Source organism: Haloterrigena sp. KLK7 (genome assembly GCF_037914945.1).
Classification (GTDB): domain Archaea; phylum Halobacteriota; class Halobacteria; order Halobacteriales; family Natrialbaceae; genus Haloterrigena; species Haloterrigena salinisoli.
The window spans coordinates 2,202,112-2,228,747 of record NZ_CP149787.1 but is presented as its reverse complement, the minus strand read 5'-3'; the positions used below and the strand labels follow the sequence as shown (position 1 = coordinate 2,228,747).

Below are 26,636 nucleotides of genomic sequence, written 5' to 3'. Positions count from 1 at the left end.
TCGGCCGCAGTCAAATAGCTCGGGGACGCGTTTGCAGCGCGACCGTCGATCGGTGCGAGGCTGGCACGGGACGGCCCCGGAGTTAACCCGGTCGTCGTGATAGCGACGGGTATGACAGCGACACTGACAGACGACGAGGTCGGCAAGACGGTCGTCGACGCCGAAGGCAAGGAGCTCGGAATCGTCGCGAAAGTCGAGAACGGTCGCGCTTCCGTCGATCCGAACCCGTCGGTCGCGGAGCACCTCCTCGCCTCGATAGGCGTCGAGGGGGAAGACGAGGAGGACTACGTGGTCACGGAGGACATGCTCGAGTCGGTCGGCGATGAGATCGTCCTGCGGGGCAACCTCTGAGGCGACGACCGCCCGGAACGCCGTCCGCGGCTACTGCTCGAGGGACTGTTCGCGCCAGGTCGTCCAGTCGTAGAGCCGCTCGAGTTCGCCGCCCTGCTGGCGGATAGCGACTGCGGTGTCGAACAGGAAGGCAGCGACCAGCGTCGTGCCGACGATCCAGACGGCGTCGGTCAGCGCCGCGTAGCCCGACAGGTAGCCGGTCACGAGGTCGACGGAGACGACGGCGACGACGCAGAGGATCGCCGGCAGCAGGTGGCGCGTCAGCGCCGCGAGCGTCGTCCCCTCGTGGACGCGAACGGTCTGGACGGCGTAGCGGACGGCCCACGCGGAAGTGACGATCCAGCCGACGGCGATCACCGGCCGAGTCCAGTCGCTCTCGAGGAGGAAGGTCCCCCACCACGCGCCGACGAAGACCGCGACGACGGCGTAGTCGGCCCACGCGGGGACCAGCCGCGACCGCCCCTCGCCGGGCCGTTCGGCGTGATACATCGCGCGGATCGCCAGCGCGAGAAAGAGGATGAAGAACAGCACTGCGCCCTCGGCGAACAGGGAGAGCCGGTCGGCCTCGAGGACCACCGTCCCGATATCGGCGACGGCGTAGACGATCGCGGCGCCGATCCCGGCGAAGAGGTACCACTGCGCCTCGCGGACGTCGGCGACGAGGACGTCGCGGACGAAGACGGACGCGTAGTACAACAGGACGAGCGCGGCGACGCCGACCGCGAGGGAGGCGAACAGCTGACCGATGGCGACCGTCGCTTCCGGATCGCTGGCGTCGAACGTGAGTAGCGGTGCCGAGACGAACATCATTGGATGAGTACTATCCAGTGACCGCGTAAAGGTCCACCCTCAGTTACCGCCGGTCGGGAACGAGACGGGCCGATCGAGACGAGCGGCTGGTCGCTCGAGTCGCCGGTACCTAGTGAAGCGGGTTACGTCGAAACGGGACGATGGACGGGCGCGGTATCGCGGTGCGAGGAAGAATGAGGTGGTCGCTCGAGTCCGGGCCGAGTCGCGGTTCCGGTTCCGGTCCCGGTCCCGGTCCCGGTCACGGTTCCTCGTCGTAGAGGTCGCGGGTGGGCTCGCCGGTGACGTTGATCGCGGCGAGGGTGCCCTTCTGGGTGGCGCGGGTCAGCGCGTGGTCGACGAGCTTGACGGGACCGGGGACGGGGAACTCCATCTCGCCGGCGGTGGTGGTGCCGGGCGCGACGGGAGCGGTCTCGATGTTACGGTCGGGGTCGGTCAGGAGGTCGCCGTCGCGGTAGTAGCGGCTCCAGACGTTGCCGATGGGGTGGACGGCGCTGGTGAGGTTGGGGCCGCCGTTGGCGAAGTACACGCGGGCGGTCTCACCGGTCTCGGCCTGCATGGGCCCGACGCCGTCCTCGGTGAAGCCGTAGGGCTGGCCGTTGAAGACGACGTAGGTGGGCTCTTCGGCCAGCATCGCGTCGTAGTCGAGGGCGTGGTGGCCCTCCTCGCCGACCTCGCCGGTGGTGTAGAGCTCGTGTTGGCCGAGGTAGAACTCGCGGTCGACCTCGGGGAGGCCCTCGGCGGGTTCGACGAGGATCGCACCGAACATGCCGGCGCTGATGTGGGCGGCCATGTTCGGGATCGCGCAGTGGTAGATGAACACCCCGGGGTAGTCGGCCGTGAAGCTGATCTCGGCGGTGTCGTCGTCGGGGCCGATCGTCGTCGCTTCGGCGCCCCCGCCCGGCCCGTAGACCGCGTGGAAGTCCATGTTGTGCGAGACCTTGTTCAGCTCCTCGGGCACGTCGAACGTGAGGGTGACCCGGTCGCCCTCCCGGACCCGAATCATCGGCCCCGGAACCTGCCCTTCGAAGGTCATGTACTCGAAGGTGACCCCGGGCTCGATCTCGGCGACCAGCCGCTCGGTGCGGACGGTCACGTCGTGTTCGCGGGGCTGGGTCCAGTCGACCGGCGGGGGCACGTCCGTCGGGTCCCGGGCGATCCGGTCGACGTCGACAGCTTTCGCCGCCGGCAGCCCCTCCTCATCGTCGGTCGCGGGGGCGGGGGTGGTCGTCGCGCTGTTCCCCTGGGGCTGGTCGCCACCGAGACAGCCGGCCACCGCGATGGTGCCGGCCGCGCCCAGTGCCGCCATGAACTGCCGTCGGTTTGCTGCTGTCGTTGTCATTGGCCTTCTCCTCATCTGTGTATAGGGGTAGACGTACGGTCAACCCCCTCGACGGTTCTCGGCCGCCAGTAATCCGATCGACAACTCCCCCGATATCGAGGGTGGTTAAATACCACCGAACAATGATCGGCTCTCTCGGGCCCGTTCCGGCTCCGCATCGGGGCTCGAGACCGAGACGACAGTTCACGTCGACCGTCAGAACGAACACGACGCCGGCCGACGAGTCGGATATGGATCCCACTGACCTGCGCGAGCGGATGCCGGCCCTCGAGTCCAGCGCGTATCTGAACTGGGGGGCCGGCGGGCCGAGCCCCCGCCGCGTCGTCGAGGCGGCGGAATCGAGCCTCGAGCACCACGAGTACGCGGCCCCGACGGGCGAGGGCCAGTACCCCGCGGCGTTCGACGCCTACGACGAGGCGCGGGCCGCGATCGCCGGTCTGCTCGGCGCGGCCCCCGACGAGATCGCGCTCACGGAGAGCACGACCGACGGGATCAACCGCGTCGCCGGCGCGCTCGACTGGGACGCGGACGACGTCGTCGTCCGGACCGACCTCGAGCACTCCGCGGGGATCCTCCCGTGGCAGCGCCTCGAGCGCGAGCGGGGAGTCGACGTGCGGGTGCTCGAGACCGAGAGCGGCCGAGTCGATCTCGAGGCCGTGAAATCGGCGGCCGAGGACGCGACGCTGTTCTGCGTGAGTTCGCTCACCTGGACCCACGGTACCCGACTGCCGGTGTCCGAAATCGTCGATATCGCCCACGACGCCGGCGCGCTGGTCCTCGTCGACGCCGTGCAGGCGCCCGGCCAGCGACCGATCGACGTCCGCGAGTGGGGCGCCGACTTCGTCGCCGCCGCGGGCCACAAGTGGCTCGTCGGCCCCTTCGGCTCCGGCTTCCTGTACGCTCGCGAGGGTCTCGAGCGCGAGCACGACCTCGTCCCCGCCGCGATCGGCTACCGGAGCGTCGTCGACGAGAACGCCACCGCGTACGAGTACGAGCGGGGCGCACGGCGGTTCGAGGTCGCGACGGCCAGCCCCGCGCCCCACGCCGGGCTGACCGAAGCGATCCGAGCGCTCGAGGAGATCGGTCTCGACGCGATCGAAGAGCGGATCGAGACGCTCACGGATCGGCTCAAGGGCGGCGTCTCGGACGAGCGACTGCTGAGTCCGCGCGGCTTCGAGTCCGGGCTGATCGCGATCGACGTCGACGACCCCGAAGCGACCGTCGAGCGGCTCTCGGCGGAGGGAATCGTCGTTCGATCGCTGCCCGACCCCGACGCGATCCGGGCGTCGGTCCACGCGTTCAACACCCGCGAGGACGTCGATCGGCTGCTCGAGGCGCTGTGACGTGACCCCGCGACGGTCGATCGGCGCGGCGAGTCCCGCGCGAGCCTCCGGATTGATCCGGTTCTCCCGCGAACTGCCACCATGGGCTTTCACACCTATCCGATCGAGCGCGCCGCCGCGCTCGACGATCCGTCGCGGTATCGGTTCTGCTCCCGTGAGGAACTGCTCGAGCTGCTCGATCCGGATTCGGCGACCGTCGTCGCGGACCTGGGCTCGGGGACGGGCTTCTACGCGGCCGACGTCGCCCCGTTCGTCGACCGACTGTACGCGGTCGACGTCCAGCGGGAGATGCACGAACTGCACCGCGAGAAGGGCGTTCCGGCGGCCGTGGAACCGGTGACGGCGGACGTCGCGGCGCTCCCGTTCGCCGACGCGGAACTCGACGGCGCGTTCTCGGTGATGACGCACCACGAGTACGCCGACGACGCGGCGTTCGCCGAACTCGCGCGGGTGTGTCGACCCGGCGCCCGCGTCGTGACGGTCGACTGGTCCGCCGACGGATCCGGGACGGACGGACCGCCGCTCGACGAGCGGTTCGACGCCGCGACCGCCGTCGAGCAACTGGAGCGGGCCGGCTTCACTACGGAGATCGTCAGGGAGCGTCCGGAGACGTTCGCGGTCGTCGCCCGCCGGTGAGGACGGTCTCGAGACCGACGGTGTAGAAACAGTGGAAAAACGCTCTCGCTCGACGCTCGTCCGGTCGCTCAGGAATCGGTATCGGTGTCGGTGTCGTCGCTCGACTGCGCTGCGGCCTCGAGCATCGTTTCCCGATCATCGAAGTACGCCGGGGCGTCGCGGTCGGCCTCGAACTCGAGCACGCGGGAGAGGGCGTCCTCGCCGTCGTCGACGTCGTCGGCCAACTCCTCGGCGAGGTCCGTGTACGCGCCGGCCAGCGTCTGGAAGGCCTCCATTCGAGTCTGTTTGGCCTCGAGGAGCAGTTGCTTCTCCTTGACGTCGCTCTCGAGTTCCTCGAAGGCGTCGAGGTCCAGCTCGTCGCCGGGTCCGTCCGGCGTCGACGGTGCGTCGGTCCCCTTGGTCGCCGTCGCGTGATCCTCGAGTTGCCCGCGGAGCTCGGCCATGTCCTCGTCGATCTCGGCGAGCAGCTCGTCGGCCTCGTCGCGCATGGTCTCGACGCGCCCGGAGAGCAGGCCCGCCTGCGTGTGGCAGTAGTCGACGAAGTCGTCGACCGCCAGCCCGGGGTCGGTGTCGTCGCTCATGGCACCTCGTTCGGGCGTCCGACCGAAGTCACTTTGGACTCGGTGGTCAGATCACCACGGGACCGCAACGATTCGGCCGTTCTCGAGCGTCGCTAGCTGCTAGCAAATGCCACTCTATTACGCTTTCAGACCCGTTAAGTCCTTTCGGCCACTGACTCAATCACAGTGAATCGAGCAGTGAGTCGCGAAATTATCCGGTCACAAATCGATACAAACGCATGAGCAAGGACTACATCGAGGTACGGGGTGCGGAGGAACACAACCTCAAGGACCTCGACGTCACCATCCCCCGCGAGGAGTTCACCGTCGTCACCGGACTCTCGGGTTCGGGCAAGTCCTCGCTGGCGTTCGAGACGATCTACGCCGAGGGCCAGCGCCGGTACATCGAGAGCCTCTCGGCGTACGCCCGGAACTTCTTGGGCCAGATGGACAAGCCGCAGGTCGAGACCGTCGAAGGACTCTCCCCGGCGATCTCGATCGATCAGAAGAACGCCGCGAACAACCCCCGATCGACGGTGGGGACCGTTACCGAACTCCACGACTATCTCCGTCTCCTCTACGCCCGCGTCGGTACCCCCCACTGCCCCGAATGCGGCCGCGAAGTCGGCGAGCAGTCGGCCCAGAACATGGTCGAGCGCATCCTCGAGCTCCCCGAGGGAACGAAGGTCAAGCTGGCGGCGCCGGTCGTCCGCGACCAGAAGGGGGCCTTCGAGGACCTCTTCGAGGAACTCGTCTCGGAGGGGTACGCCCGCGTCGAGATCGACGGCGAGGAACACGACCTCACGCTGGACGATCCCGAGCTGGACGAGAACTTCGACCACACCGTCGACGTCATCGTCGACCGCGTGAAGGTCTCCGCCGAGGACCGCCCGCGCATCATCGACAGCGTCGAGACGGCGCTCGACGAGGCCGAGGGCGTCCTGAAGGTGATCCTGCCGGACGCACCGAAGGACGTCGCGAGCGACCTGGGCGATGCGGCCCGGCGGACGGGCGCGCTGGGCGACGAGACCGAGGAGGACGACCGCTTCGTCGTCGAGTTCTCGAAGGACCTCGCCTGCACGCACTGCGGGATCGACGTCCCCGAGATCGAGACCCGTTCGTTCTCCTTCAACTCGCCCCACGGCGCCTGTCCCGAGTGCGAGGGGTTGGGCGAGACCAAGGAGGTCGACGAGGACCTCGTCATCCAGGACGAGTCCAAGCCGCTCAAGCACGTCTTCGAGGCCTGGAGCTACAACCGATCGTACTACCGGACCCGCCTCGACGCCGTCGCCGAGCACTTCGGCGTCTCGCTGTCGACGCCGTTCGAGGAGTTAGACGAGGACGTCCAGCGGGCGTTCCTCTACGGCACCGACGGCGAGGTCGTTTTCAAGCGGAGCACGAAGAACGGCACTCGCCGGAAGCGCAAGCGCTTCGAGGGCGTTATTCCGAACTTAGAGCGCCGGTACGTCGAGACCGACTCCGACTCGACCAGAGAGCACATCGAGGACTACATGTCGGCGACGGAGTGTCCGGCCTGTGACGGTACCCGGCTGAAGGCCGCGAGTCGGGCCGTGCTCGTCGACGGGACGGCGATCACCGAGATCAACGCGATGAGCATCGGCGACGCCTTAGAGCACTTCGAATCGATGGAGGCCGACCTCACCGAGCGCGAGAAGGTCATCGCCGAGGAGATCTTGAAGGAGATCCGCGCGCGACTCGGCTTCATGTGCGAGGTCGGGCTGGACTACCTCACGCTCGACCGGGAGGCCGCGACGCTGTCGGGCGGGGAGAGCCAGCGCATCCGCCTCGCCACGCAGATCGGTTCCGGGCTGGTCGGCGTCCTCTACGTGTTAGACGAGCCCTCGATCGGGCTCCACCAGCGGGACAACGACCGGCTGCTGGACACCTTGGAGGAACTTCGCGACCTCGGGAACACCCTCATCGTCGTCGAACACGACGAGGAGACGATGCGGCGAGCGGACCAGGTCATCGACATGGGTCCCGGCCCCGGCAAGCGCGGCGGCGAGGTCGTCGCCAACGGCCCCGTCGAGGAGGTCAAGTCGACCGAGGGATCGATCACCGGCGATTACCTCTCCGGCCGCCGGCAGATCCCAGTGCCCGACGAACGCCGCGATCCCGACGGCGCGCTGACGATCCGCGGCGCCCGCCAGCACAACTTGGACGACCTCGACGTCGACATCCCGCTGGGCAACTTCACGGCGATCACGGGCGTCTCCGGGTCCGGCAAGTCGACGCTGATGCACGAGGTGCTCTACAAGGGGCTGGCCCGCGAGATGAACGACAACACGTCGGTCATTCCGGGCGATCACGACGCCCTCGAGGGGCTCGAGGACATCGAGACCGTGCGACTGATCGACCAGTCGCCGATCGGCCGCACGCCCCGCTCGAACCCGGCGACGTACACCAACGTCTTCGACTACATCCGCGAGCTGTTCGCCCAGACGAAGCTGGCGAAACAGCGAGGCTACGAGAAGGGACGGTTCTCCTTCAACGTCAAGGGCGGCCGCTGCGAGGAGTGTGGCGGTCAGGGAACCGTCAAGATCGAGATGAACTTCCTCTCGGACGTGTACGTCCCCTGCGAGGAGTGCGACGGCGCTCGCTACAACGACGCCACCCTGGACGTCACCTACAAGGGCAAGACCATCGCCGACGTCCTCGAGATGGAAGTCGAGGAGGCCTACGAGTTCTTCGAGTCCTCGAGCCAGATCCGACGGCGTCTGAAGCTGCTGAAGGACGTCGGCCTCGACTACATGAAACTCGGCCAGCCCTCCACGACGCTCTCGGGCGGGGAGGCCCAGCGCATCAAGCTGGCGGAGGAACTCGGCAAGAAGGACACCGGCGAGACGCTCTACCTGCTCGACGAGCCCACGACCGGCCTCCACAGCGAGGACGAGCGCAAACTCATCGACGTCCTCCACCGGCTGACCGACAACGGGAACACCGTCGTCGTCATCGAGCACGAGCTCGACCTCGTGAAGAACGCCGACCACGTGATCGACCTCGGCCCCGAGGGCGGCGAGAACGGCGGCGAGATCGTCGCGACCGGGACGCCCGAGGAGATCGCCCGACTCGAGGACTCCCACACGGGTCGCTACCTGCGCGACCTGCTCCCGAAGGTGGACCTCGAGGGGCCCCGCGGCGAGCGCGTCGAACCCGTGACGGCGCCGATGGACGACGACTGATTCGGTTTCGCGCTGCTACTTCTCCCCGCGAACGAGGCGATACCGCGGCCGCTTCGATCGGATTCGGTAGCGTCACGCTACCCTCGAGAACACCTTCGACTCGATCCGCTGGAGGTGTCTGCCGACCGCGCTCGCTGAAATCCCGAGTTCGGCGGCGAGGTCGTCGTGAGTCGCCTCTCGCGGCGACTCGTAGTAGCCGCAGTCGACCGCGACGGAGAGCACTTCGCGTTCGCGCGCCGTCAGCGATCCGAACAGCGTCCCGGTGTCGGGCCGATAGTCGCCGACGGCTTCGATCTCGCCCTCGAGCCCCTCCGGAAGGTCGAGGCTGCTGCCGTCGAAGGCATCGGCGTCGCCGACGAGCGTGTGCCGGTGGCCGCCGTCGGCCGTCACTTCGATCGGCATCTCGACCACGAACGGTGAGGCCCGTTGTCGCTCGAACAACTCGAGCGTGCGCTCGTTCGGCCGGATGTGCGAGAAGCCGATCGCCCGGTCGTCGTCCGCGTCCGCGGAGACGACGCAGTTCAGCACCGAGTCCGCGGACTCGAGGATCTCCCGGTACCGCTCGGCGTCGCCGCGGACTTCGCCGAGCATCGCGAGCGTCTCGTCGGCGAGCAGCTCGACGTGGTGGATCGCCACCGGGGAGACATCGGGGTCCGCGGCGAGTCGTCGACCGACCGGGTGGAAACCGCCCTCGTCGGAGTTGACCGTCAGCGTGACGTAGCGCATCTCCCTTTCACCGAAGCTACCGCGGCGAGTTATAAAAGACTCAGCATGAGAACCGCGACGTTCGCGTCGGTCCGGTCCGTAGCATCGCCCATGACCGCGAGCACCGACGCGCGAACGGCGCCCTCGAGCACAGACGCTCGGGAGCCCCCGGGACCGAACGGGCTCCCCGTGATCGGGAACCTCCACCGGTACGTCCGCGATCCGCTATCGTTCATCGAGCGCTGCGCTCGCGAGTACGGCGATGTCGTCTACACGAACGTCGGTCCGATGGAGTCGTACATGGTCTCCCACCCGTCGCACATCGAGCGGATTCTCGTCAGCGAGAGCGATCGGTTCCGCAACGCCGAGTTGGGACAGGGTCGACTGGAGCCGCTGTTCGGAAACGGGCTGGTCGTCAGCGAAGGGGAGCACTGGCGGCGACAGCGAATCCGAATGCAGCCGGCGTTTCGTCCCGATCGGATCGCCGCCTACGCCGAGATCATGCGAGCGGAGGCGATCCGGGTGACGGACCGCTGGTCGCCGGGCGAGACGATACGGCTCGACGACGAATTCCGCCGGCTCTCGCTCCGAATCCTCGTCCGGTCGCTGTTCGGGACCGATCTCGACGACCGCGAGGACGAGATCCTCGAGGCGTTCCGGACGACGACGGATCGGTTCGAGGGGGCGAACACGTGGCTTCCCGGGTGGCTACCGACGCCGGCGAACAGACGGTTCGAACGCGGCCGTCAGCGACTCGACGAGATCGTCTACGAGTTGATCGATCGGCGACGGGACGACGCCGCGAGCCGCGACGATCTGCTGTCCGCGCTGCTGACCGCCGAAGACGACTGCGGCGAGCGGATGTCCGACCGGGCGATTCGGGACGAAGTCGTGACGCTGCTCGCCGCCGGACACGACACGACAGCGCTCGCGCTGACGTACGCGGTCCACCTGCTCGGCACCCGTCCGAGCGCCGCGGAGCGGTTAGCCGCCGAACTCGAGTCGGTACTCGACGGCGAGGCGCCGACGATGGCCGACCTCGACCGGCTCCCGTACACCGAGGCGGCCGTCTCGGAGGCGCTCCGGTACTATCCGCCGACGCACGCGACCGCTCGAGAGCCGGTCGAGGACGTCACCGTCGACGGCTATCGGCTCCCGAAGGGAGCGACCGTGTTCCTCCCGCAGTGGGTCGTCCACCGCGACGAGCGGTGGTGGGACGACCCGGAGACGTATCATCCTGAACGATGGCTCGACGACTCGGATCGCCCGGAGTACGCGTACTTCCCGTTCGGCGGCGGGCCGCGTCACTGCATCGGCCACCGGTTCGCGCTCGTCGAGGCACGAATCGTCCTCGCGACGATCGCCTCGCGGTGGCGGCTCGAACCGACCGACGAAACGCTCTCGGTTCGCCCGGCGATCACGCTCAGACCGACCGAACCGGTCGAAGCCGTCGTCCGAGAGCGAACGCGCTGAGCCGCGAGTCCGGGTTCCGTACGCTCGAGCGGTGGCTCGAGAGGGAGAACGGGAACGAGCGTCGGAAGACCGGCCGTCGGCCCGAGCCTCGGCGGCGATCCGAACGGGTATTGACGGCCGCCGCCGAATCGGCGTCCGATGAACGCTCGGAAGGCCGTCCTCCGACGCGGGCTCGCGGGCGGCGGCGTCGCGACGCTCCTGCTGGCCGTCTGCTTCGTCGCCGCACTGGGGATTCCGACGACGCCGTCGATGGTCGGCATCGTCGTCTGGCTGGTCGCCGTCGGCTGCGGGATGCTCGCCGTCGGCCGCCGGGAACGGGTCTCGCTCGGGTCGACGACCCTCGAGTGGCCCCGCGTCGCCGCCGTCGCGATCGCGCTGCTGGCCGTCGGCTGGGCCGCGATCAGCGCCGCGAGCCTCCTCCGGGGCGACGGCGTCACCGGACTCGGCCCGCTCGAGGGCCTACTCACGGCCGGGCTCGTCGGCTACTTCGCGTGGTTCGCCCGCGAGTGCTGGGTCGGCGGCAGCGTGATCGAGTCGGAGACGTTCGTCGTCGACTGAATCGGTGACGGGAGGTCGAACGCAGGCGGAACGATCCGCGCGCATACCGACGATATCGAGAAAGTCGTATATGGACGTATCAGGACCTGTGCAACCAATCATCGGCCAGCCACGGGCTTTTGGACGCGGAGTTATTACCGTCCGTTGTGACTCGAGCCGTTCGGCCGGCGACGCGCGACGACGCCTGGGCGATCCACGAGACGGCCCGCGAGAGCTGGCACGCCGCCTACGACGGAATCCTCGGGTCCGATCGGGTCGACGAAGTCGTCGACGACTGGTACGCGATCGGCGATCTCGAGTCGGCGATCGGCGGCGCGAGCGGGCGGGCGGACGTGGCCTTCCTCGTCGCCGAGCCGACCGACGACGCGCCTCGAGCGCGCTCGACGGACGACCGCGCTGACCGCACCGGCGAGTTCGACCGCGAGTGTGCCGGGTTCGCCCACGCCGTTCCGTGGCCGGAGGATCCCGCGGTCGGCTACCTCGCACGCCTGTACGTCACTCCCGACAGCTGGGGCGAGGGCATCGGGTCGAGGTTGTTGACGCGGCTCGAGGCCGACCTCGAGCACGCGTTCGATCGCCTGCGGCTGGCCGTCCTCGCGGCCAACGACGTCGGGATCTCGTTTTACGAGTCCGCGGGGTTCGAACGCGTCGCGACCCGTGAGAACGATCTGGCCGCGGGGCTCGAGGAGTACGTCTACGAGCGGCCGATCGCGACCGAGATGCGATAGCCCGAGGTGGTCGCCGATCCGGACGGCGTTTCTGATCCCCTCGGCGAGCGGTTCCGGGCCTTCGCCGCGCCGATCTCACGATCTACCTCGGGACAGGACCGTCGCCTGACGAGCGATTCACGGACGCGGCGCTCGAGTCCTCGAGCGGAAAGAATCGGAGTTCGACCGAGTTTTCGCTCGTTCACTCACTAGCGGCTGTCCCGACCTCGTTTTTGCAGTGGTAACTGATGTCTCGGGGGCAGTTATTGATAACTCGAGTGCGCTGCTCTCGCGGCAACGGGGAATCGCCACACCCTCCCCAGCCGATTCGCTCGGTCACTTCGCTCCCTCGCTCATCCCTCGCACGGCTTCGGATCACGGTGACCGTGGAGGGAACCGTGATCCAGCGTGCGCCACCGCACGCGGTTCGATCGAGCAACGGGAAAATAGGACGACTATCGGCCGCTATAACGTCTTTTCGGCCTCGCTCTCGTCCACGACCTCGATCCCGCGGTTGTTGACCGCCATCGGGTCGAGGCCGACCTCCTGGAGGAAGTTCTTGTACTCGCGTTCGCACTGCTCGGCGTCCTTCTGCTTGTCGCTGGCGCGGTCGCAGAGTTCGATCAGGTTCTCGGGGACGTCGTTCTGGTAGACGATCCAGTGGTTGATCAGGTCCGAGAGTCGGCGGATCGGGCTGGTGAAGTGGCCGTAGATCTCGAAGTTCAGCGCGTGGTGACCGCCGAACGGGTCGTTCATGTACTTCGCGCGGGGCATCACCTTCATCACGGCCCACTGGATCTTGTCGAGTTGGCGACCGGGAGCTTCCTCGAGCGTCGCGTTGACCGCCTTTCGCGGGTCGTCCCACGTGTCGCCGGGGATCGAGACGCCGTCTAAGTCCTGAATCTCGCGGAGGGCCTCGGACCACTCGTCGGGGCTGGGCTGGGGGTGGACCCGGTACATCGCCTCGACGCCGCGATTCCACATGAGCTCGTGCGTGACGGCCTTGTTGGCCTTCAGCATGCACTCCTCGATGATGGTGTGGGCCCGGTCGCGGCTCGGGTTCAGGACGAGCGAGCCGTCCTCCTTGCGCTGTTCGTGCATGCGGTTGGCGACCTCGTAGACCAGTTTGTTCTCCTCGTGGAGGTCGGCCTCGGGGTCCTCGAGTCGATTTTCGGCCTGCGAATAGGTCAGGCGCTCGTCGGACTGGATGACCGACTTGTAGATCTCGATGTTCTCGTAGGAGAGGTTCTCCTTGTCGAGGTGCATCTCGACGGTGTGAGCGAGTCGGTCCTCGTTGGCGACCAGCGAACAGACCGTCTCGGCGAGCACCGGCGGCAGCATGTGGACCGTGTAGCCGGGCAGATAGACCGTGTTCCCGCGTTCGACGGCTTCGTCCCACATCGCCGTGTCGGGATTAACGTAGTGGGTGACGTCGGCGATGTGGACCCAGAGGACGTACTCGTCCTCGCGCTCTTCGATCGAGAGCGCGTCGTCGAAGTCCTGGGCGTCGATCGGGTCCGTCGTCCACGTCGTCAGGTCGCGCAGATCCTTCCGCTCGTCGATCTCGTCGCTGATCTCGTCCGTCACGCCCTCCGTTCGGGCTTCCGCCTCCTCGAGGACCTCGGCGGGGAACTCGTCGCGGAGCTCGAACTTCTCGAAGAGTTCCTCGCGTTTGTTCTCGAGGTGGCGCGCGAGGTCCTCCGAGACCTCGACCGGGCCCTGGGCGTCGGCCGTCCCGGCCTCGGCCTGTGCGTCGTTACTCATACCGGGGCCTACGGACGTGAAGGTGAAAGTCGTGTCGGGATGGACGGACGGGAGACGAATCGTTCGCCGCCGTCAGGACTCCTCCTCGAGCGTCCCGTATCGCTCCTCGACGGTCTCGAGATAGTCGGCGAGAAAAGTGGCCCGGTCCGTTTCGCCGGCCTCGCTCTCGACGAGCAGGGCCTCGAGTTCGTCCCGCGGGTAGTGACAGAGATCGTCGTGGCAGGATTTACACAGGTGTTCGAACTCCTTGTCCTCGCGATCCCAGCGGTCGCCGTGTTTGTCGTACTCGCGCGCCATCGACCGGGTGACCTGGTCGCCGCAGGCGAGACACGTGACCGTCTCAGTACGCGTCCGGGAGGGCCACATGGCTAGCCCGACACCGTGCTAGTACTTAGCGATTATCACACTCGTAATCGGGGGCGACTCTCAGCGCGTCCGATCGGTCGCCGAACGGGCCTTTTATCTCCCGCTCGGTCGTTGGACCGGGTATGCAGGTCAAGTCCCGACACCATCTCCGAAGCGACGCCGTCTCGGACGTCGAGACGGCCCTCGAGGAGCAACTCGGCGTCTCGCCCGAGGGGGATGCCTACGAGCGCGTCGAGTTCGAGGACACCGACTGGGAGGTCGTCCTCATCGACGGGGAGCCACAGGTCGCGTACTTCGACGAGGAACCGTTCCTGACCGTCAGAGGCGCCAACGCCTACGAACCCGAGAAGCGACTGGTCACGGTCGACGCCGGCGCGATCTCGTTCGTCAGCGACGGCGCGGACGTGATGCGACCGGGGATCACGGAGGCCACCGACGACATCTCGCCCGACGATCTGGTCGTCATCGCCGAGGAGTCCCACGGAAAGGTGCTGGCGGTCGGCCGCGCCCGCGTCAACGGCGACGAGATGGCCGGCGACGAGGGAAAGGTGGTCGACTCGCTGCACCACGTCGGCGACGATCTCTACGAGTTCTCCGGCTAACGATCTAACGACGCTAGCATCCGCTCGCTTCGCGAGCGGTTCTCCGTCGGAGCGGGCGAAGTCCGCGGAGGCGGCCTTTTTTCATCAACGTTTTTTGGCGGGGGTTGAGGCTGGCGTCTTCGACGCCAGCCGATGCCCCCGTTAAAAAAGGTTGGTGGGCAACCGTTACAATCCTCCCGCTGGAGGAGTGCGGTATGGTACGGCTTGACGATTCGGACCGCGAGCGGATCGCCGCCCTCTTCGACCGCCACCTCGAGGTCGGGCTTCACCACGGCGCGCAACTGGCCGTCTACGTCGACGGCGAGCGGGTGCTCGACCTCGCGGGCGGCCTCGAGGGGCCCGACGGCGACCGGGAGACGCCCGAGACGCGCCACGTCCTGTTCTCGTGTACGAAGCCCTACGCCGCCGTGACGCTGCACACGCTGGTCGACGAGGGGGAACTCGATTACGACGACCGCGTCGTCGACCACTGGCCGGAGTTCGCCGACGAGGGGACCGAGAAGGCCGAGATCACCGTCCGACAGGTCCTCAGCCACACCGCGGGACTCAATCAGGGAGAGATCGACGACCGGCCCGACCTCTGGGGCGACTGGGAGGCCGCGGTCGCGCAGATCGAGGCGATGGAGCCGAACTTCCCGCCGGGGGAGACGCCCGCCTACCACGCGCTCACGTTCGGCTGGCTGGTCGGCGAACTCGTCCGCCGCGTGTCGGGGACGCCGATCGAGGAGGCCGCCGCCGAGCGCGTGTTCGAACCACTGGGAATGGACGACACCGGGATCGGCCTCCGAGAGGACGAGGACGACGACGTGGCGACGCTGGTCGGCTTCGATGCGTTCGACCGCTGTCGGGATCCGGGCGAGGGGCTCGGAGACAACGCCGAGGTCGCGGCGCCGTTCAACGCCGAGGAGATCCACCGCGCCGTGATCCCGGCGGCCAGCGGGATCGGAACCGCCGGCGACATGGCGCGGTTCTACGCCTGCCTCGCCAACGGCGGCGAACTCGAGGGTACCCGGCTCCTCTCTGCGGAGACCGTCGAGCGACTGACGGCCCTCGAGGCCGAGACGGACGCCGACGGCACGCTCGGACGGGAGGGACGGTTCGCGCTGGGCTTCTGGAAGGGCGGGACGACGGTCGCGCCGTACGGAACGCTCTCGCCGGAGCGAGCGTTCGGCCACGCCGGACTGGGAAGCAGCGTCGGCTGGGCCGATCCCGAGGAGAATATCGCCTTCTCGTACGTCACGAACGGGGTTCGGGACGGGTCCTACGAGCACGTCGCTCGCGTGAACGCGCTCGCGGACGCGGTTCGACTCGCGGTGCTGTCGGACTGAGCCCGGCGACCACGACCTAGTTGACCAGGTTGTAGAAGACGTCGCTGAACATGATCAGGATCAGCGCCGCGACGACGATGAGCACCAGGAAGGTGAAGAACACGATCGCGGCCTGTCGCCCGTCCAGCGTCTCCCCCTCGAGGAATTCGTTCAGTTCCATGACTGTGCGTACATCCGTCACGGTAAAAACAGTGTCGAGATGAACCGCTGCGGGTTACGTGTTCGGCTCCCAGTCCTCCACGGCGACGGTCTCGCCCGCGGGGATCCCCTCGCGGTCGTCGTCGACGACCACCCAGCCGTCGGCCAGCGCGACGCTCGAGAGCACGCCGGAGCCGCTCGCCCGAGTCGGTGCCGCCGCGAACCGCGGCTCACCGGCCCCGAAGTCGTCGCCGTCGTCCGGCTCGCGCTCCTCGAGTCGGACCCGCGCGAAGGTCCGCGTACCGGGTTCGCTCGGGATCTTGCGCTCGAGGCGCGCGTACGTGGTCGGATGCGGGTCGGGCTCGGTGCCCTCGAGCCAGCGCATCACGGGTCGGAGGAACTGGACGGCGTTGACGATACAGGCGACGGGATAGCCCGGCAGCGCGAGGACGGGCGTCTCCTCGACGATACCGAGGCAGACGGGATGACCGGGTTTGAGGCCGACGCCGTGGACGAGCACCTCGCCCAGTTCGTCGATCACCTCCGGCAGGAGGTCGCGTTCGCCGACGCTCGAGCCGCCGGTGGTGACGATCACGTCCTTCGGCAGGTCCCGCTGGATCGCCACGCGCAGGGACTGGAAATCGTCGGTGACGACGTCCCGATAGGTCGCGCGGCCGCCCCAGCGTTCCGCGAGCCGAGAGACGGTGAGGCCGTTGGTTTCGACCACTTCGCCCGGACCCGGATCGCCCTCGACGAGTTCCTCGCCCGTCGGGATCACGCCGACCGTCGGGGGCTTCGCGACCGCGACGCGGGCGTAGCCCGCCGACCGAAGCAGGCCCAGATCCGACGGCCGCAGCCGGTGGCCCGCGTCGTAGAGCGGCTGGCCCTCCTCGACGTCCTCGCCGACCGGTGCGACGTTCTCGCCCTCCGCGACCGCGTCCTCGACCTCGAGTTCGCCGGCCGACTCGAGTTCGGTCACGCGCTCGATCATGACGACGGCGTCGGCGCCCTCGGGGAGCGCGCTGCCGGTGTGGACGCGGGCAGCGGTGTCGGGTCCGACCTCGGCGTCGGCGCCGACGCCCTCGGCGACCCGGAGGACTTCGGGGGAGCGGTCGCTGGCGCCGAACGTGTCCGCCGCGCGGACGGCGTAGCCGTCCATCGCGGCCCGCTCGTAGTGGGGGACGCTCCGAGCCGAGGTGACGGGGGCGGCCAGCACCCGGCCGTCCGCGCGTTCGACGTCGATCCGTTCGGACCCCGTCGGAGGCGAGATCGCATCGCCGTCGTCGGCGGTCACGCCGGCCGCGTCGCCGTCCACACCGGATTCGTCGCCGGCGTCGCCGTCCCCCACGACGGCCTCTCTGAGTATTCGTCGCGCCTCGTCGACCGGCGTCCGTTCCTTGAACCCGGCCCGTTTGCGCTCGCTGTCGGCTCCGTCCATACCCTCACTCGGGTCGCCGGGCGCCTAAAACGTGGGGGACCGCCCGGATCGCTGCCGATCGACGGTCCCAGCGCGTGGCGTGGCCTGCGTCGGACGGGCCCGCCGTCCGACCGCCGAATCGACCGCTACCGCGGCCTTTTTCGTATCGGCGTTCGAACCTGTAGCCATGTCAGCGCTCCGCGCCGCACTGCAGGATCTCTCAGAAGACGTCTTCTTCGATCTGCTCGAGAGCGAGGACGCCTACCTGCTCGTCCTCGACGTTCCGGGCGTCTCCGCCGACTCGCTCGAGGTGGCGGTCGACGACGGCCGGCTCTCCATCGAGGCCCACCGCGAGAAGGACCCCGCTGGCGACTATCAGTACCTCGAGGAGAACCGCTCGCTCTTTCTCGATATCGAACTCCCCCTGCCCGCCGACGCGGTCGGCACGGAGACGGAAGCGGTCGTCGAACGCGGCGTCCTCGAGTTGACCCTCCCCAAAACGGCGGCGACGAGCGAGACGACGATCGACGTCGTCGAGGAAGACGCCTAACCCGAGGTGACCCAGACTGGTTTCCCTCCGCGCCTACAAGCGGTTCGTCCTCGTCGCCTGGCAGTTCCTCCCGCTGTTGCTCGCCTACGCCCGTGACCGCCACCGGTTCCTGCTGTTCGGACGACCGCGAACGGTCGACGCCGAGACCCACCGCCACCGCGCGGAGGTCCTGCTGGAGTCGCTGCTGACGCTCGGACCGACGTTCATCAAACTCGGCCAGCTGCTCTCGACCCGGCCCGACGTGCTCCCGCCGGCGTACCTCGACGTCCTCGCGGCGCTGCAGGACGAGGTGCCCCCGGCCGACTGGGCGGACGCGAAGCGGGTCCTCGAGGAAGAGCTCGGTCCGGTCGACGAGCGGTTCGCCGAGTTCGAGACCGAGGCGATCAGCGGCGCGAGCCTCGGACAGGTGTACCGCGCCCGCGTCGCTCCCGAGGCCGTCGGCGCCGCCGAGACGGCGGAAACGGGGGCCGAATCGGGGGACGCTCGAGCGGACGGCGGCGCTTCCGGACGCGGGGTCGCCGGCCGCGAGGTCGCGGTGAAGATCCGGCGGCCGGACATCGAGGAACTCGTCGCGGCGGACCTGCGGGTGATCAAGTGGTCGCTGCCGATCCTGCTGTACTTCGTCGACGAATCCCGGGCGTTCTCCCTGCGGAACCTCGCCGACGAGTTCGCGAAGACGATCCGCGAGGAGATGGACTACGAGCGCGAGGCCGAGATGCTCCGGGAGATCCGGGCGAACTTCGCCGGCGACGACCGCTTCGTCATCCCCGACGTGATCGAGAGCCACTCCGGGCCGCGCGTGCTCACGATGGAGTACGTCGAGGGGACGAAGATCAACGACCTCGAGGAACTCGAGCGCAAGGGGATCGACCGCACGCTGCTCGCGGAGAACTTAGAGCGGGCGTACCTGCAGATGATCATGAACGACGGCGTCTTCCACGCCGATCCCCACCCGGGGAACCTCGCGGTGACCGACGACGGCCGGATCGTCTTCTACGACTTCGGCATGTCGGGACGGGTCGACTCGTTCACACAGGAGAAGATCATCGAGTTCTACGTCGCCGTCGCCAACCAGGACATCGACGGCATTCTGGACGCCCTGATCGAGATCGGCACCTTGAGCCCCGACGCCGACCGGGGCGTGATGGCCGAGGTGATGGAGATCGCCATCCAGGACGCCCGCGGCGAGGACGTCGAACAGTACCGGGTCAACCAGATCGTCGGCCAGATCGAGGACTCGATCTACGTCTTCCCCTTCCGGTTGCCCAAGAACCTCGCCTTGGTCCTGCGGGTCGCGACCGTCGTCGAGGGGGTCTGCGTCACTCTCGACCCAGACTTCGACTTCATCTCGGTCGCGACCGACTACCTCACGGAGGAGGGGTACCGCGAGGAGTCAGTTCGCCGATACGCCGCGGAGACGGGCCGGCAGCTCCGCGAGACCGGCGAGTCGCTGACCCGGATCGCGCCGAAGGCCGAGCGCGCCCTCGATCGGCTGGATCGGGACGATCTCTACATCCGCATCGGCCTCGAGGAGGAGGAGAACGTCTTCGACACCTTCGCGAAGCGGCTGATATACGGCATGTTGCTCACGATGTCGCTGTTCTCGACGGGCGTCCTCTACGCGCTCGAGGCGCCTCGAGCGTCGATCGTCGCGGCCGTCTTCTCGCTGGTCGTGACGGTCCTGCTCTATCGATCGTTCCGCGAGCGGGAGGGGATCGGCACCCAGCCGCAGTTCACGCGACAGAACATGCGCCAGCGCCGCGGCGAGGAGTGAGGGTGGTCCCGGACGAGACCGGTTGCAGTACCCTCACCGGGCCGCCTCGAATACGCCCTTGATATGAGAGAAGGGAATCATATATGCGCTCTTGCTTACAATCCGATGATGTGTTCGAAGAAAACGACCGGGAAAAGGACATCCTGTTGATGCTGTTCGTCGTGCAGATCTCGATCCTCGCGGAGATGGTCGAGGGACTGGTCCCGCTCTTTTTCGTCGCCCTGCTCGTTTTCGGGTTCGTCGCCCTCAAGGAAACCGCGCGACGATTCGCCGAAAGTCGATTCAGCGAGCGCCTTCGAGACCGGTCGTAGTTCGAGGAGACAGTGAGCGCAGTTCAGAACCCGCACCAAGCGATTTTCCGTCGGCCGGTCGATAGCCCGGTATGGACTACGACCGGATCGCCGACCTGTCGCTGACGATCGACGACGCCGCGACCGAGCGCCTCGAGCGCGAGACCTCGAGCGAGTTCACGCGCGTCACGACCGAGTTCGCGCTGTCGGGGCCGGGGCCGGACGGCGAGTCGGCCGTCGGCCGCGGCGAGGACGTCACCTACGAGACCGCCGATCACGACGCGCTGGCCGAGTCGGGGCTGCCGGACCTGACTGGCGAATACACGATCGACTCGTTTTCCGCCCACCTCGAGTCGGTCGATCTCTTCCCCGCGGGGCCGCCCGAACGCGAGGTCTTCCGCAACTACCGGCGCTGGGGGCTCGAAGCGGCAGCGCTGGACCTCGCCTTGCGGCAGGCCGGAACGGACGTCGCGAGCGCGCTCGGCCGGTCGCTCGACCCCGTCCGCTTCGTCGCCAGCACGCGGCTGGGCGAGCCCCCGACGACCGATCGCCTCGAGGCCCTGCGGGAGCGAGTCCCCGGCCTCGAGTTCAAGCTCGATCCGATTCCGGCGTGGGACGACGACCTCGTGGCGGCGATCGGCGAGACCGTCGGAACGGACGCCGTCCGAATTCTCGACCTCAAGGGCCAGTACGAGGGGACCGAGGTCGACGTCCCGGCCGATCGCGAACTGTACGAACGGGTCCTCGAGGGGTTCCCCGAGGCCGTCGTCGAGGACCCCGCGCTGACGGCGCGGACGCGGCCGCTGTTCGACGACGATGACGTCCGCGGCCGGGTGTCGTGGGACGCCCCGATCCACGGCGTCGAGGACGTCGCGGATCTGCCGTGGGAACCCGACTGGCTCAACGTTAAGCCCTCCCGGTTCGGCTCGCTCGAGTCGCTACTGGAGACGCTCGCCTACTGCGAGGAACGCGGGATTCGGCTGTACGGCGGGGGACAGTTCGAACTCGGGGTCGGCCGCGGGCAGATCCAGACGCTCGCCGCGCTGTACTACCCCGACGGGCCGAACGACGTCGCGCCGCGGGCGTACAACGATCCGACCGTCGGGGACGGGCTTCCGGCGAGTCCGCTCGAGCCGCCGGCCGATCCTCGCGGGTTCCGCCGGGACGAACGGTGAGAGCCGTCTCGGGACGGATTCGATCGCGGGTCGTCGCGTTCGAGACGCGATCTCCATCGCCGTCGGTCGCGCCCGCGGCTCCGGCGTGTTACGGACTGACTCGGTGCCAGCGGCCATTCCAAACGGTTTATGCACGTCGATTGATTACGCCGGGACATGGCGAAACAGCAGACCGAAGTTCGCGACCTCCAGGAAGGAAGCTACGTGATGATCGACGACGCGCCGTGTAAGATCAACTCCTACTCGACGGCGAAGCCGGGCAAACACGGCAGCGCCAAGGCGCGCGTCGAGGCCGAGGGCGTCTTCGACGGCAAGAAGCGATCGCTCTCCCAGCCGGTCGACGCGAAGATCTGGGTCCCGATCATCGAGCGCAAACAGGGCCAGGTCGTCTCCGTCGACGGCGACGACATGCAGGTCATGGACCTCGAGACCTACGAGACGATCACGATGCGCGTCCCCGACGACGCCGACGTCTCACCCGACGAGAACATCGAATACCTCGAGATGGAAGAACAGCGAAAGATCGTCTGATGTTTCCCGGGGCGACCGACGACGGCGAGGGGAGCCACACGGCGGGTGACTCTGACCGTGGCGGCGCGAACTTCGTGGTCGTCGGTGCGCCCCTGGACGTATCGACGACCTTTCAGCCGGGGACCCGATTCGGTCCCCAGCGCATTCGGACTTTTGCGGAGCCGTTCGACGACTACGACCACCGGACGGGTCAGTACTTCTCCGAACTCGGCGTCGAGGACCACGGCGACGTCCGCGCGTGGGACGACGCCAAGGAGTACCTCGAGTACCTCGAGGGGACGCTGCGCGGTGTCGTCTGGGACGACGCCGTCCCGCTGACGCTGGGCGGGGAGCACAGCGTCTCGCTGGCGGGCGTCCGCGCCGTCGAACCCGAGGCGGTCGTCGTGCTCGACGCCCACCTCGACCTCTACGAGGCCTACGACGGCAACGCGCTCTCCCACGCCTCCGTGACTCGACGGATCCTCGAGGAGCCCGCGGTCGAGGACGTGTTCGTCCTCGGGGCCCGCACCGGCAGCGAGGCGGAGTGGGAGCGGTCCCGGGCGCCGGACGTGACGGTCGTCCCGCCCGAAGACGTCGCCGACTGGCCGCTCGCGGACCGACTGGACGGTCGCGACGTCTACCTGAGCGTCGACATCGACGCCGCCGACCCAGCCTACGCGCCGGGAACCGGTACGAGGGAGCCGTTCGGCCTCGAGTCCCGCGAGCTGCGCGACGTCGTCCGCGCGGTCGCACCGCACGCGGACGGGTTCGACGTCGTCGAGGTCAACGACCGCGACGAGGGACAGACCGCGGCGCTCGCCGGCAAACTGGTCCGAGAGTTCGTCTTTTCTCACACCGACGATCGGTAGCGTCGCGTACGCGGCGGACAGCACCGGGACCGGTCCCTCGAGCGCGATCGGTTCCATCGCGGCGGTGAGATCCCCCGACGTTGACTCGAGATTGGTGGTGTACGCGTCGATTGCGCCGTCCCGGTGAGCGATCGTTCTTCGTGCGAGACGTCCCCGCTCGGCACGGGCGACCGTCCGTTCGGCACAGGGTCGACGGCTTGCACATGCGGCGGACACCTTGATACGCGACATCGAGGAGAGCTATTGCTAATGGTTGCCACAGCCAGTCTGCCGACGGTATCCGATCGACGGACCTCGAGACGACGGGACGAACGGCACCGCGCAGACTGCCACACGGAGGGTGATCGATGAGCGATCTGCCCCCGCGGACGACCGTCAAGCGGTGGCTGGTCACGACCAACCACAAGGACATCGGCATTCTCTATCTGGCGACGGCGCTGTTTTTCCTCCTGCTCGGCGGGGTGCTCGCACTGCTGTTTCGCGCACATATGTGGGTCCCCGGCGGGACGGGGCTGCTCGAGAACATGGAGTTCAACCAGGCGGTCACCAACCACGGACTGATAATGGTGTTCCTGTTTCTCTCGCCCTTCGCGGCCGGCTTCGCGAACTACTTCGTCCCGCTGCAGATCGGCGCGAAGGACCTCGCTTTCCCCCGTCTGAACGCCCTGAGTTACTGGTTCTACCTGTTCTCGGGAATTCTCCTCGCGGTCTCGTTCTTCCAGGGACGGGCGTTCGCCGGCGGCTGGTACATGTACGCGCCGCTGAACGTGCCGATGTACCACCCCGCGATGCAGGCGACGACCGGCGGAAACGGGACGATCCTCGGGCTGATTCTGTTCGTCCTCTCGATCACGCTCGGGTCAGTGAACTTCCTCACGACGATTCACCGCTCGCGCGCGGAGGGGCTGGGGCTGTGGAACATGCCGCTGTTCACCTGGTCGTGGCTGCTGACGATCTGGATGATGCTGTTCGCGTTCGCGGCGCTGCTCGCCGCGCTCCTGTTGCTGGCGAGCGACCGGCTCCTCCTGACCCAGTACTTCGCGACCGACGAGGGCTCGAGTCTGCTGTGGGCGCACCTGTTCTGGTTCTTCGGGCATCCGGAGGTGTACATCGTCTTCTTCCCGGCGTTGGGAATCATGTTCGAGACGTTCCAGTCCTTCACGGGACGACGGCTGGTCGGCCGCAAGTGGGTCATCATCGCGATGGTCCTCGTCGCGGTCCAGTCGTTCCTCGTCTGGGCCCATCACATGTTCCTGACGACGATCAACTTAGAGATCAAGACGCTGTTCATGGCGACGACGATCGGGATTTCGCTGCCCTTCGACCTGATGATCTTCTCGCTGATCTACACGATGGTCAAGGGGCGCGTGCGATTCACCACGCCGTTCCTGTTCAGTCTCGGTGCGCTCGTCCTGTTCATCCTCGGCGGCATCACCGGAGTCTTCCTCGGCGCCGTCGTGCTGGACTACGAGTTCCGCGGTACCTACTGGGTCGTCGCCCACTTCCACTACGTGATGGTCTCGGGGGTGACCGCCCTGATCGGCGGCCTCTACTACTGGTGGCCGAAGATCACCGGGAAGATGTACTCCGAGACGCTGGGGAAGCTCAACTTCGCAGTCTACTTCGTCGGCTTCAACCTGCTGTACTTCCCGATGTTCCTCGCCTGGGAGACGCCCCGTCGCGTCTTCCACTACGGCGAGGCGATTCAGATCTATCATCAGGCGGCGACCGTCGGCGCGTTCGTCTTCGGCGCGTCGTTCCTGATCACGTTCTACACGCTCGTGAAGAGCCTGCTCTCGGGGCCCGACGCGCCCGATAATCCCTGGGAGTACTCCCGCACCGCCGAGTGGGCGACCACCTCGCCGCCACCGCTGGACAACTGGGACGGCCGTCCGAGTTACGCCAGCGGCCGCCTCGAGTTCGTCGACGACACGGCGGCGACGACCGACGGCGGCGTGACGACCGCGGTGGAGAGTCAGGCGGAACACGCCGATCACGCCAGCATCTGGCCGGTGGGGATCGGCTTCGGGACCTTCGTGTTCTTCCTCGGGCTGACCGGCCTGACGCCGTACACGGTCGAGTTCGCACGGGGGACCGGCGAGGTCAGCCAGGAGATCGTCGGAACGAGCGCCGAACAGACGATTATCTACCCGATCCTGACGCTCCTCGGCGTCGGGATCCTCGGCTACACGCTCTTCGAGTACGGCCGCGAGGAGTTCAACGCGCCGGAGATGGCGATCGCCAGCCGCTGGCCGTTCGAAGGGATCGGCACCACGAAACTCGGCGTCTGGTTCTTCCTGGCCTCGGACGTCGTCGTCTTCGGCGCCGCCATCGGGAGCTACGTCTTCGCGCGGCTCCACGCCGGCTGGGGGTCCTGGGGCACCGTTCCGCCGTCGTCGACGCTCGGCCTCGTCAACACGTACGTGCTGTTGACCTCGAGTTTCACGGTCATCCTCGCGCTCGTCTTCGCCGAGCGCGGGAACAAGCGGGGGCTGCTCGGCACGATGGGCGCGACGCTGGTGCTCGGGCTGACGTTCCTCGGAATCAAGGGCTGGGAGTGGGCCTACGAGTTCAGCCACGGCGTCTACTGGTTCACCGACCTCCACTACTCGACGTACTTCGTGACAACGGGGCTCCACGCGCTGCACGTCATCCTCGGGATGTTGCTCGCCGGGTTCATGATCTACCGGATCGTCAGCGTCGACGCCTACCTGACGGACCATCGACCGGTGGAGTTCTTCGGCCTCTACTGGCACTTCGTCGACATCGTCTGGGTGATCCTCTTCCCGCTGTTCTACCTGATGTAGCGCCCCACGCGCTACCGGGTTCCCGTTTCGCCCGCGCTCGCTGCCGACCGCAATCGGTCGGGTCGGCGGAACCAGCCGGATACAAGGAGACCGCCGCCGAACGGCCGACCATGAACCTCTCGACGGTCGTCGATCGACTCGACGAGGAACTGCGAACCGCCGACTACGCCGACGTAGACGCCAGCGCGAACGGGCTGCAGGTCGGACCGGAGGACGCCGAGATCGAGCGCGTCGCGTTCGCCGTCGACGGCGTCCGCGAGACGTTCGACCGCGCGATCGAGGCCGACGCGGACCTGCTGGTCGTCCACCACGGCCTCTCGTGGGGCGGCTTCGACCGCGTAACGGGACGAACCTACGACCGGATCGCTCCCCTGATCGAGAACGACCTCGCGCTGTACGTCTCCCACCTCCCGCTGGACGGCCACCAGGAACGCGGTAACGCCGCCGGCGTCGCGGACGTGCTCGAGCTCGAGGACCGCGCTCCCTTCGGCGAGCTCGGTCCCGAGTGCATCGGCCAGCGCGGGACGGCAACGGACTCCTACGCGCCCGACGAGTTGCGCGAGCGCCTCGAGGGCGAACTCGAGACCGACGGTCGGTCCGTCCGGCACCTCGCGTTCGGCCCCGACGAGATCGAGGACGTGGCGATCGTCACCGGCAGCGGCGTTGACTGGCTCGACGAGGCCGTCGAGACGGGTGCGGACGCGCTGGTGACGGGCGAGGGGAAGCAGAAGGCCTACCACGAGGCCCGGGAGGCGGGGATTCACGTCTTCCTCGCGGGCCACTACGCGACGGAGACGTTCGGGGTGGGGGCGTTGCAGGAATTGGTCGAGGAGTGGGGTCTCGAGACGACGTATCTCGAGGTGCCGACGGGGCTCTGACGGCCAGTCGCGGCGGGTGAGCGTTCCGCTCACTATCGCGGGACCGTCGATACGCGACTCGCTGTCGGTACCGCTGAACGTCAGTGGGCACCAGATTCCGATAGCTGACGTGCATCGCGCCGGCAGGGACGCGGACAGAGGGGCCTTACGTTTTACATCTCTCGCCCAGTATTCGCGAATATGGAGCTTCATCTAACGGAGCTCTTCTCCGAACCAAGTGGGAGGGACGCTGCGCGAATATCCGTCGGCAGTTCGCTCGCGTTCTTCAGTCTGTACGCCTACTCCGAACTCCTATACGATAGCGGCGGAGTCGCGATGCTGGTTATCGGAGTCGCAACGGGCCTGTCCGGTATCGCGGAACTGCTGCCGAAGAACCGACGGCGAGCCGCGATCGCATTGCGAGTAACAGCGATCGCGATGCTCGTAGCGGTGATCGTAGCGGCACTCCGTTCGCTGGTAGCGTGATGCGCCGAGACGACGGAT

The 26,636-nt window shown here is 67.5% G+C and carries 26 protein-coding genes; 18 read left to right on the top strand and 8 right to left on the bottom strand.

Annotation, left to right across the window (positions count from 1 at the left end; all coding sequences use genetic code 11):
- Positions 1 to 111 precede the first annotated feature (111 nt).
- Complete coding sequence (locus WD430_RS10935; RefSeq protein ID WP_339102489.1) at positions 112 to 351, top strand: hypothetical protein; 240 nt, start codon at positions 112 to 114, stop codon at positions 349 to 351.
- A 30-nt stretch (positions 352 to 381) separates the two neighbouring features.
- Here the strand turns inward: WD430_RS10935 and WD430_RS10930 are convergent, their stop codons facing one another.
- Together WD430_RS10930 and nirK are read right to left on the bottom strand one after the other, a co-directional pair.
- Complete coding sequence (locus tag WD430_RS10930; protein WP_339102488.1) at positions 382 to 1,161, bottom strand: hypothetical protein; 780 nt, start codon at positions 1,159 to 1,161, stop codon at positions 382 to 384.
- Between the two features lie 238 nt (positions 1,162 to 1,399).
- Entirely contained in the window at positions 1,400 to 2,500 is a 1,101-nt protein-coding gene (gene nirK / locus WD430_RS10925; protein ID WP_339102487.1) for a copper-containing nitrite reductase, read from the bottom strand.
- A gap of 230 nt (positions 2,501 to 2,730) precedes the next feature.
- On the opposite strand from nirK, the gene WD430_RS10920 reads away from it, so the two are divergent.
- On the top strand, positions 2,731 to 3,843 hold the full coding sequence (locus tag WD430_RS10920) for an aminotransferase class V-fold PLP-dependent enzyme (protein WP_339102486.1): 1,113 nt from the start codon (positions 2,731 to 2,733) through the stop codon (positions 3,841 to 3,843).
- An 81-nt stretch (positions 3,844 to 3,924) separates the two neighbouring features.
- Positions 3,925 to 4,479 carry a class I SAM-dependent methyltransferase gene (locus WD430_RS10915; protein ID WP_339102485.1) on the top strand — a complete coding sequence of 185 codons (555 nt, stop codon included), beginning with the start codon at positions 3,925 to 3,927 and terminating at the stop codon, positions 4,477 to 4,479.
- Between the two features lie 68 nt (positions 4,480 to 4,547).
- On the opposite strand, the gene WD430_RS10910 is transcribed toward WD430_RS10915, so the two are convergent.
- Entirely contained in the window at positions 4,548 to 5,060 is a 513-nt protein-coding gene (locus WD430_RS10910) for a hypothetical protein (protein WP_339102484.1), read from the bottom strand.
- Between the two features lie 218 nt (positions 5,061 to 5,278).
- Here WD430_RS10910 and uvrA point away from each other — a divergent pair, with 218 nt between their 5' ends.
- Positions 5,279 to 8,242 carry an excinuclease ABC subunit UvrA gene (uvrA, locus tag WD430_RS10905; RefSeq protein WP_339102483.1) on the top strand — a complete coding sequence of 988 codons (2,964 nt, stop codon included), beginning with the start codon at positions 5,279 to 5,281 and terminating at the stop codon, positions 8,240 to 8,242.
- A gap of 72 nt (positions 8,243 to 8,314) precedes the next feature.
- On the opposite strand, the gene WD430_RS10900 is transcribed toward uvrA, so the two are convergent.
- Positions 8,315 to 8,968, bottom strand: a complete 654-nt coding sequence (locus WD430_RS10900) for a helix-turn-helix domain-containing protein (protein ID WP_339102482.1) — start codon at positions 8,966 to 8,968, stop codon at positions 8,315 to 8,317.
- A gap of 90 nt (positions 8,969 to 9,058) precedes the next feature.
- On the opposite strand from WD430_RS10900, the gene WD430_RS10895 reads away from it, so the two are divergent.
- The 3 genes from WD430_RS10895 to WD430_RS10885 all read left to right on the top strand — a co-directional run bounded on the left by WD430_RS10895 (position 9,059) and on the right by WD430_RS10885 (position 11,706).
- The gene (locus WD430_RS10895; RefSeq protein ID WP_339102481.1) at positions 9,059 to 10,420 is read left to right on the top strand and encodes a cytochrome P450; all 1,362 of its coding nucleotides are present in this window, start codon (positions 9,059 to 9,061) and stop codon (positions 10,418 to 10,420) included.
- Between the two features lie 138 nt (positions 10,421 to 10,558).
- Positions 10,559 to 10,978 carry a hypothetical protein gene (locus tag WD430_RS10890; RefSeq protein ID WP_339102480.1) on the top strand — a complete coding sequence of 140 codons (420 nt, stop codon included), beginning with the start codon at positions 10,559 to 10,561 and terminating at the stop codon, positions 10,976 to 10,978.
- Positions 10,979 to 11,124: 146 nt separating this feature from the next.
- Positions 11,125 to 11,706, top strand: a complete 582-nt coding sequence (locus WD430_RS10885) for a GNAT family N-acetyltransferase (protein WP_339102479.1) — start codon at positions 11,125 to 11,127, stop codon at positions 11,704 to 11,706.
- Between the two features lie 444 nt (positions 11,707 to 12,150).
- On the opposite strand, the gene WD430_RS10880 is transcribed toward WD430_RS10885, so the two are convergent.
- Positions 12,151 to 13,449: a ribonuclease R family protein gene (locus WD430_RS10880; protein WP_339102478.1), complete on the bottom strand. Its 1,299-nt coding sequence runs from the start codon at positions 13,447 to 13,449 to the stop codon at positions 12,151 to 12,153.
- A gap of 72 nt (positions 13,450 to 13,521) precedes the next feature.
- The gene (locus WD430_RS10875; protein WP_339102477.1) at positions 13,522 to 13,815 is read right to left on the bottom strand and encodes a hypothetical protein; all 294 of its coding nucleotides are present in this window, start codon (positions 13,813 to 13,815) and stop codon (positions 13,522 to 13,524) included.
- A gap of 122 nt (positions 13,816 to 13,937) precedes the next feature.
- On the opposite strand from WD430_RS10875, the gene WD430_RS10870 reads away from it, so the two are divergent.
- Complete coding sequence (locus tag WD430_RS10870; protein ID WP_339102476.1) at positions 13,938 to 14,417, top strand: RNA-binding protein; 480 nt, start codon at positions 13,938 to 13,940, stop codon at positions 14,415 to 14,417.
- 194 nt (positions 14,418 to 14,611) lie between these two features.
- A complete protein-coding gene (locus WD430_RS10865) occupies positions 14,612 to 15,745 on the top strand; it encodes a serine hydrolase domain-containing protein (protein ID WP_339102475.1) in 1,134 nt (377 codons plus the stop codon).
- Between the two features lie 16 nt (positions 15,746 to 15,761).
- Here WD430_RS10865 and WD430_RS10860 read toward each other — a convergent pair whose 3' ends face one another.
- The gene (locus tag WD430_RS10860; protein ID WP_339102474.1) at positions 15,762 to 15,905 is read right to left on the bottom strand and encodes a hypothetical protein; all 144 of its coding nucleotides are present in this window, start codon (positions 15,903 to 15,905) and stop codon (positions 15,762 to 15,764) included.
- Between the two features lie 54 nt (positions 15,906 to 15,959).
- On the bottom strand, positions 15,960 to 17,321 hold the full coding sequence (glp, locus tag WD430_RS10855; protein WP_339102473.1) for a gephyrin-like molybdotransferase Glp: 1,362 nt from the start codon (positions 17,319 to 17,321) through the stop codon (positions 15,960 to 15,962).
- A 166-nt stretch (positions 17,322 to 17,487) separates the two neighbouring features.
- Between glp and WD430_RS10850 the strand changes: the two genes are divergently transcribed.
- The 9 genes from WD430_RS10850 (at position 17,488) to WD430_RS10810 (ending at position 26,618) form a co-directional block, all read left to right on the top strand.
- The gene (locus WD430_RS10850; RefSeq protein WP_339102472.1) at positions 17,488 to 17,850 is read left to right on the top strand and encodes an Hsp20/alpha crystallin family protein; all 363 of its coding nucleotides are present in this window, start codon (positions 17,488 to 17,490) and stop codon (positions 17,848 to 17,850) included.
- Between the two features lie 76 nt (positions 17,851 to 17,926).
- On the top strand, positions 17,927 to 19,624 hold the full coding sequence (locus WD430_RS10845) for an AarF/ABC1/UbiB kinase family protein (RefSeq protein ID WP_339102471.1): 1,698 nt from the start codon (positions 17,927 to 17,929) through the stop codon (positions 19,622 to 19,624).
- A gap of 110 nt (positions 19,625 to 19,734) precedes the next feature.
- Positions 19,735 to 19,935 carry a hypothetical protein gene (locus WD430_RS10840; protein WP_339102470.1) on the top strand — a complete coding sequence of 67 codons (201 nt, stop codon included), beginning with the start codon at positions 19,735 to 19,737 and terminating at the stop codon, positions 19,933 to 19,935.
- A gap of 71 nt (positions 19,936 to 20,006) precedes the next feature.
- Positions 20,007 to 21,089 (top strand): hypothetical protein, encoded by a 1,083-nt coding sequence (locus WD430_RS10835; protein ID WP_339102469.1) that lies wholly within the window; start codon positions 20,007 to 20,009, stop codon positions 21,087 to 21,089.
- Between the two features lie 156 nt (positions 21,090 to 21,245).
- The gene (locus tag WD430_RS10830; RefSeq protein ID WP_339102468.1) at positions 21,246 to 21,620 is read left to right on the top strand and encodes a translation initiation factor IF-5A; all 375 of its coding nucleotides are present in this window, start codon (positions 21,246 to 21,248) and stop codon (positions 21,618 to 21,620) included.
- On the top strand, positions 21,620 to 22,468 hold the full coding sequence (gene speB / locus WD430_RS10825) for an agmatinase (protein WP_339102467.1): 849 nt from the start codon (positions 21,620 to 21,622) through the stop codon (positions 22,466 to 22,468). The genes WD430_RS10830 and speB overlap by 1 nt, the downstream gene beginning before the upstream one ends.
- A 347-nt stretch (positions 22,469 to 22,815) precedes the next feature.
- The gene (locus tag WD430_RS10820; protein ID WP_339102466.1) at positions 22,816 to 25,275 is read left to right on the top strand and encodes a cbb3-type cytochrome c oxidase subunit I; all 2,460 of its coding nucleotides are present in this window, start codon (positions 22,816 to 22,818) and stop codon (positions 25,273 to 25,275) included.
- A 110-nt stretch (positions 25,276 to 25,385) separates the two neighbouring features.
- Positions 25,386 to 26,153, top strand: a complete 768-nt coding sequence (locus WD430_RS10815; protein ID WP_339102465.1) for a Nif3-like dinuclear metal center hexameric protein — start codon at positions 25,386 to 25,388, stop codon at positions 26,151 to 26,153.
- Between the two features lie 180 nt (positions 26,154 to 26,333).
- The gene (locus WD430_RS10810) at positions 26,334 to 26,618 is read left to right on the top strand and encodes a hypothetical protein (protein ID WP_339102464.1); all 285 of its coding nucleotides are present in this window, start codon (positions 26,334 to 26,336) and stop codon (positions 26,616 to 26,618) included.
- The last annotated feature ends 18 nt before the right edge of the window (positions 26,619 to 26,636 follow it).

What these genes read in the sequence shown, in the direction of transcription:
- WD430_RS10920 (WP_339102486.1), top strand. Translation starts at nt 2,731, where the DNA reads ATGGATCCCACTGACCTGCGCGAGCGGATGCCGGCCCTCGAGTCCAGC.
- WD430_RS10860 (WP_339102474.1), bottom strand. Translation starts at nt 15,905, where the DNA reads ATGGAACTGAACGAATTCCTCGAGGGGGAGACGCTGGACGGGCGACAG.
- WD430_RS10935 (WP_339102489.1), top strand. Translation starts at nt 112, where the DNA reads ATGACAGCGACACTGACAGACGACGAGGTCGGCAAGACGGTCGTCGAC.
- WD430_RS10895 (WP_339102481.1), top strand. Translation starts at nt 9,059, where the DNA reads ATGACCGCGAGCACCGACGCGCGAACGGCGCCCTCGAGCACAGACGCT.
- WD430_RS10870 (WP_339102476.1), top strand. Translation starts at nt 13,938, where the DNA reads ATGCAGGTCAAGTCCCGACACCATCTCCGAAGCGACGCCGTCTCGGAC.
- WD430_RS10815 (WP_339102465.1), top strand. Translation starts at nt 25,386, where the DNA reads ATGAACCTCTCGACGGTCGTCGATCGACTCGACGAGGAACTGCGAACC.
- WD430_RS10900 (WP_339102482.1), bottom strand. Translation starts at nt 8,968, where the DNA reads ATGCGCTACGTCACGCTGACGGTCAACTCCGACGAGGGCGGTTTCCAC.
- WD430_RS10835 (WP_339102469.1), top strand. Translation starts at nt 20,007, where the DNA reads ATGGACTACGACCGGATCGCCGACCTGTCGCTGACGATCGACGACGCC.
- WD430_RS10910 (WP_339102484.1), bottom strand. Translation starts at nt 5,060, where the DNA reads ATGAGCGACGACACCGACCCCGGGCTGGCGGTCGACGACTTCGTCGAC.
- WD430_RS10830 (WP_339102468.1), top strand. Translation starts at nt 21,246, where the DNA reads ATGGCGAAACAGCAGACCGAAGTTCGCGACCTCCAGGAAGGAAGCTAC.
- glp (WP_339102473.1), bottom strand. Translation starts at nt 17,321, where the DNA reads ATGGACGGAGCCGACAGCGAGCGCAAACGGGCCGGGTTCAAGGAACGG.
- WD430_RS10875 (WP_339102477.1), bottom strand. Translation starts at nt 13,815, where the DNA reads ATGTGGCCCTCCCGGACGCGTACTGAGACGGTCACGTGTCTCGCCTGC.
- WD430_RS10865 (WP_339102475.1), top strand. Translation starts at nt 14,612, where the DNA reads ATGGTACGGCTTGACGATTCGGACCGCGAGCGGATCGCCGCCCTCTTC.
- speB (WP_339102467.1), top strand. Translation starts at nt 21,620, where the DNA reads ATGTTTCCCGGGGCGACCGACGACGGCGAGGGGAGCCACACGGCGGGT.
- WD430_RS10890 (WP_339102480.1), top strand. Translation starts at nt 10,559, where the DNA reads ATGAACGCTCGGAAGGCCGTCCTCCGACGCGGGCTCGCGGGCGGCGGC.
- uvrA (WP_339102483.1), top strand. Translation starts at nt 5,279, where the DNA reads ATGAGCAAGGACTACATCGAGGTACGGGGTGCGGAGGAACACAACCTC.
- nirK (WP_339102487.1), bottom strand. Translation starts at nt 2,500, where the DNA reads ATGACAACGACAGCAGCAAACCGACGGCAGTTCATGGCGGCACTGGGC.
- WD430_RS10880 (WP_339102478.1), bottom strand. Translation starts at nt 13,449, where the DNA reads ATGAGTAACGACGCACAGGCCGAGGCCGGGACGGCCGACGCCCAGGGC.
- WD430_RS10810 (WP_339102464.1), top strand. Translation starts at nt 26,334, where the DNA reads ATGGAGCTTCATCTAACGGAGCTCTTCTCCGAACCAAGTGGGAGGGAC.
- WD430_RS10820 (WP_339102466.1), top strand. Translation starts at nt 22,816, where the DNA reads ATGAGCGATCTGCCCCCGCGGACGACCGTCAAGCGGTGGCTGGTCACG.
- WD430_RS10930 (WP_339102488.1), bottom strand. Translation starts at nt 1,161, where the DNA reads ATGATGTTCGTCTCGGCACCGCTACTCACGTTCGACGCCAGCGATCCG.
- WD430_RS10850 (WP_339102472.1), top strand. Translation starts at nt 17,488, where the DNA reads ATGTCAGCGCTCCGCGCCGCACTGCAGGATCTCTCAGAAGACGTCTTC.
- WD430_RS10915 (WP_339102485.1), top strand. Translation starts at nt 3,925, where the DNA reads ATGGGCTTTCACACCTATCCGATCGAGCGCGCCGCCGCGCTCGACGAT.